The 3,904-nt window shown below is 51.7% G+C and carries 6 protein-coding genes; 5 read left to right on the forward strand and 1 reads right to left on the reverse strand.

The genetic code is table 11. The features are described 5' to 3' along the window. Positions 1–774 (forward strand): hypothetical protein (locus tag AC1RAC_RS28215; RefSeq protein ID WP_492617179.1); only part of this gene is annotated, 774 nt, incomplete at its 5' end. After that, a complete protein-coding gene (locus tag AC1RAC_RS28220) occupies positions 771–1,931 on the forward strand; it encodes a DUF6708 domain-containing protein (RefSeq protein WP_054921209.1) in 1,161 nt (386 codons plus the stop codon). The genes AC1RAC_RS28215 and AC1RAC_RS28220, both read left to right, overlap by 4 nt. Here the strand turns inward: AC1RAC_RS28220 and AC1RAC_RS28225 are convergent. Continuing rightward, complete coding sequence (locus tag AC1RAC_RS28225) at positions 1,910–2,122, reverse strand: hypothetical protein (RefSeq protein ID WP_139271542.1); 213 nt, start codon at positions 2,120–2,122, stop codon at positions 1,910–1,912. The two genes, AC1RAC_RS28220 and AC1RAC_RS28225, sit on opposite strands and share 22 nt — an antisense overlap. 48 nt (positions 2,123–2,170) lie before the next feature. Between AC1RAC_RS28225 and AC1RAC_RS28230 the strand changes: the two genes are divergently transcribed. The 3 genes from AC1RAC_RS28230 to AC1RAC_RS28240 are packed head-to-tail and all read left to right on the forward strand — an operon-like array spanning position 2,171 to position 3,578. Next, positions 2,171–2,518 carry a hypothetical protein gene (locus AC1RAC_RS28230; RefSeq protein WP_054921204.1) on the forward strand — a complete coding sequence of 116 codons (348 nt, stop codon included), beginning with the start codon at positions 2,171–2,173 and terminating at the stop codon, positions 2,516–2,518. Next, the gene (locus AC1RAC_RS28235; protein WP_325168233.1) at positions 2,485–3,210 is read left to right on the forward strand and encodes a DUF6708 domain-containing protein; all 726 of its coding nucleotides are present in this window, start codon (positions 2,485–2,487) and stop codon (positions 3,208–3,210) included. The genes AC1RAC_RS28230 and AC1RAC_RS28235 overlap by 34 nt, the downstream gene beginning before the upstream one ends. Beyond that, positions 3,135–3,578 (forward strand): hypothetical protein, encoded by a 444-nt coding sequence (locus AC1RAC_RS28240; protein ID WP_156359074.1) that lies wholly within the window; start codon positions 3,135–3,137, stop codon positions 3,576–3,578. Before AC1RAC_RS28235 ends, AC1RAC_RS28240 begins: the two co-directional genes overlap by 76 nt. Positions 3,579–3,904: the final 326 nt, after the last annotated feature.

The following is a 3,904-nucleotide window of genomic DNA, read 5'->3' on the forward strand; positions in this document are numbered from 1 at the left end:
GTGCGCGCTTCGGTTCAGGCAGAGTTGGAGTCCGGCAAGGTGGGCAACTTTTATGCCGTGCGGATCGGGGTGATTGTGGGGCTGTACGAAGCGTTTCAGCTCTACAACAAGGCCCAGGCGATGCCGGATGGCAACAAGCAGAAGGCGGAATTTGTCGCGGCAGCACTGGCGACCACCGCCGTCGCGCTGGATTTGATGCATACCGGGGCGGAGTGGACCAGTAAGAAATATGGGGCTGCCACGGCAACGGGAAGAATAGCGGCCAGTTGGGGCGGTGGATTGAAGTTGTACGGTGGTTTTTTGGGCGCGATTGGTGGTGTGATTGGTGGTTCGCTAGATGTGAGCACTGCTGTCGATCAAATTCACAAAAAGCGGTTTTCGTTAGCGTTCGCATACGGTGTTAAAGGAGCTGCCACATTCGGAGTTGCATTTCTTTCTCTAGGAATTGCGATATCTGGAAGTGGTCCGTATTTACGAATGTTAATAGCTAGAACCGGTAATGCTATTACTTTGGAACTCCTTAAGGTCCTTGAGGTGGTAGCGGCGCGTTTGGCGGCGGAGCGAGCGCTACTTGTGATGCGGGCGGGATTAGCTCGACTTGCTTGGATCGCATTGATTATTGGTGGGGCAATATGGTTATTTGAGCCAGCGGCTATTGAAGCGTGGTGTGAAAAGTCCGTATTTCGGAAAAGTAAAAAAACTAAAGGGTTTAAGGGCCAGGCTGAAGAAGTTGTAGGTTTGGAGTCTGCCTTCACTAGTATGGTTGGTGAATGATGTTTTTATTTGAGCGTATGATGTGGTCTGTAAAAACAGAAGATCCAGAAGCGCGAGAGCATTGGAAAAAGGACGCCGCCACAAGCGAAGGGGTAGCTTCGTCGATTGCGACGCGCTTGGATGAAAATGCAAAACTATGGGGGGTTTATGAGTCAGCTAGTGATGTCCCTACTGATGCGGGCTCATTATATGAGTTTGGTGAAAATTACATTGATGTGCGCGCAGCTTTCCAAGAGGAGAAGCGAGGGCTGATTGCATTCGCCTTCCTGGCATTATCCATTGGGCTGAACTCTTACATGTTTTATGGCTTTGTTTGGACGGTCATAGGTGTTCTTGTTTCAGACTTTAATACTGAAAAATCTGTAGGTCTTGATGGGTGGTTTTTTGGTGTCTCAATTATCAGTCTTTGGTTCGTGATGAATTACCTTCTTTGGAAACACACTTGGAAATGGATTCGTGTCGAGTTGTTTACTCAGCGACATTTAATCGCGCGTTTCAATCGCAAAACTCGGCAGGTCTATGTGAATCGCCCAGATTACGCAGGAGGGCTCGTCACGTTGCCGTGGGGCGCAGTGGTCCCAGTGATCAATCCAGAGGATCCTGATTTTATCGGGGCCAGCGGTTTTTTGATCTTAGGCTTCCTTTCCGATCATTCCGGGGCTGGTTACGATGAATTGCTCATGTTAGGGCGGCCTATGCACGGTAATCAGGAACTGGTTGGTTTCTGGGAGTTCATCCGCCGGTATATGGAGGAGGGTCCACAAGCCGTTCCCAAGCCGAAAAGGTTGCTCACTCTGAGACCCACCCCAATCGAGCCGATTCGAGCAACCCTTCGTTTCATGTCCGGTTTCTGGCGCAACGGTGGAAAGATTACCGCGTTGATCACGGGCACCTTACTCTCGCCCCTGATCGTGCTGCATGCCCTGTGTCATTGGATTTCTTTACTGCTGTGTTGGGCGCCACGTTGGCCCAAAGAGATCCAAGAAGCCGGCCAACCTGGCAAACCCATTCCCAAGCTTACGACCGCGGAAGACTTCGGTCCGATTATTGGCGCCAACCTACGGGCCAATACCCTGAAAGAACGAAGCGAAACGCCTATGCCTGAGCGTAAGGGATGGCGGCCGGCTGCCGGTCATCAGGAGCGCTCCGAGGTTTGATAGGGCATTCCCCGTTGGATGAGCTGCATAGACAGCGTGCCGGTGAGCAGGCGCTTAAGCTGTTTGATCAACTTGACATGAATGAAGCGGACGCAGTGCTGGCGCAGTTCGACGCCAAAACCGCCGAGTGCGAAGCCGTCGCTGAAGCGCGAGCCGCAGATTCGGAAAGCTTGTTGGTTTTCGCTATTCAAGTAACGAAGTGCAGATGGCTGAGTTGCAAGTAGCGTTAAGGAGTTGATATGGATTATACAGGTCTCGAATTTGGCAAGCTGCGCTATCCAGTAAATCGTCCGTTGCACGATGAGGAGCGTAAAAAGAAGTTGGATGTGTCACGCTCCATAGATGTAGATCCGAATAATTTTTTGTCAGTAATCAAACTTAATTCTACTTACCTAGAGGTGGTGGATCGCTGGTATGCAGGTAAAGGCTTTAATGTCTGGCTGGGTTTGGTGGGCGCGCTGGCATTATTTCCTACAGCTATTTATTTTTATTGGGCGGTATATTTCTTATGGCCTCCGATCGGTGATGATGAGAACTGGATCAGTTGGGTGTTATGGTTGATTTTTTTCCTCTATTACTGGTCATAGCGATTGGGATACGCTGGCTTGTCCGAAGTGAGTGTTTTAGATGGACTCATTATCCTATGCGTTTAAATAGAAGGACAAGGCAGCTTCATATATTTTGTCAGAATGGGAGTGTGCTGACGGCGTCTTGGGATAGTGTTTTTGTTTTTGTTGGGGAGGCGACGACGCAGCCGGCTGGTAAATCCTACGACTTGAGGGCGCATGTTTTATCTGAGGATGGTAATACTGTGTTGCAAACATTTTCACTTGGCTATGTGCTGGCGGGTGGGCGGGAGAATGTGCTGCAGTTGTGGGAGTTCATTCGGCGCTATATGGAATGTGACGATGGTGCGGCACAGGCGTATGTTGATGCGTCGATTTGCTTGCCTATTCATGACAGAAAAGAAGGCTTCTTTTTTTCGGTTTTGCGAACGTTTGCGGGATGTGCGCGTTGGCCTTGGATCTCTTTGGTCTTTTCTCTCCCATACAGTTACATTGCACTTGGTCGCTGGCTAGCGATGACTACGAGTCGTATTCCTTGCTGGCCGCCTGAAATTGAGGCAATGAATGCGATTGACCCAGATGACGCATGGGCGCGCGATTGGCGCGATAACCCCAAGTTCGGGTTCGTGGATCAAACATGGCCGCTGATATGCTTTGTTATTGGTATCTGCAGTGGTTTGGCCATTTTGTTGATGATAGAAAATTTTTTTTGATGCATCACCCCGACGGCTGGGAAGCCCAAGACCTACCCATCAATGCCACCGGCAGCGGGGGCTATCGACACCTGCAGTTCGATAACTCCCCCGGTCAAAGCCGCGTCCAGCTCTACACCACCGATCAGGACAGTGGTCTGACAAATGTGACGGTGCCCGAGATCACTGCACCGAAAATGTTAAATAAAAAACGCGTGGCGAAGGGGAAGCAACCTTTCTTCAGCTACCGGGTCCTGCAGATCGAGGCTCCTCGGGGGGAGAGCGACCGCAGGCGGTGGGGTTCACGCCGCGCCACGGGCGCATTTGCGCCGTGGGCATATCCGGCGGTTGGAGGAGCGTACGGTTTGGGTCCGGCCTGCCATGGTTAACCTGGGGGCAAGTGCGGCCTTGGGAGCGGTGGGAAAAGACTACGCGCTGATGCCGACGCGCGCCACCTGATACGCCCTAAGCTCCGTCACATGCCGTCCTTCGTCAGCAGCTATTGTGCACATCCAACCCGCGCGGGCCACGCATGAGCCGATGACACGCCACCCGCTCGACACGCACCGTTGACAGTGTCATTTGTATTTCGAATGTACCGGGTGAGGCGTTGCAGCAATTAGGAAAAGCGTTGGGCAGTATCCGTCCGGCCAAGTCATCTACCCAGCCCCGCAAAGCCAAGACATGGTGTGCACTTAAATTTAAGTGGGCACCA

The sequence above is a fragment of the Pseudomonas sp. GW823-FHT02F05 genome, assembly GCF_058797315.1.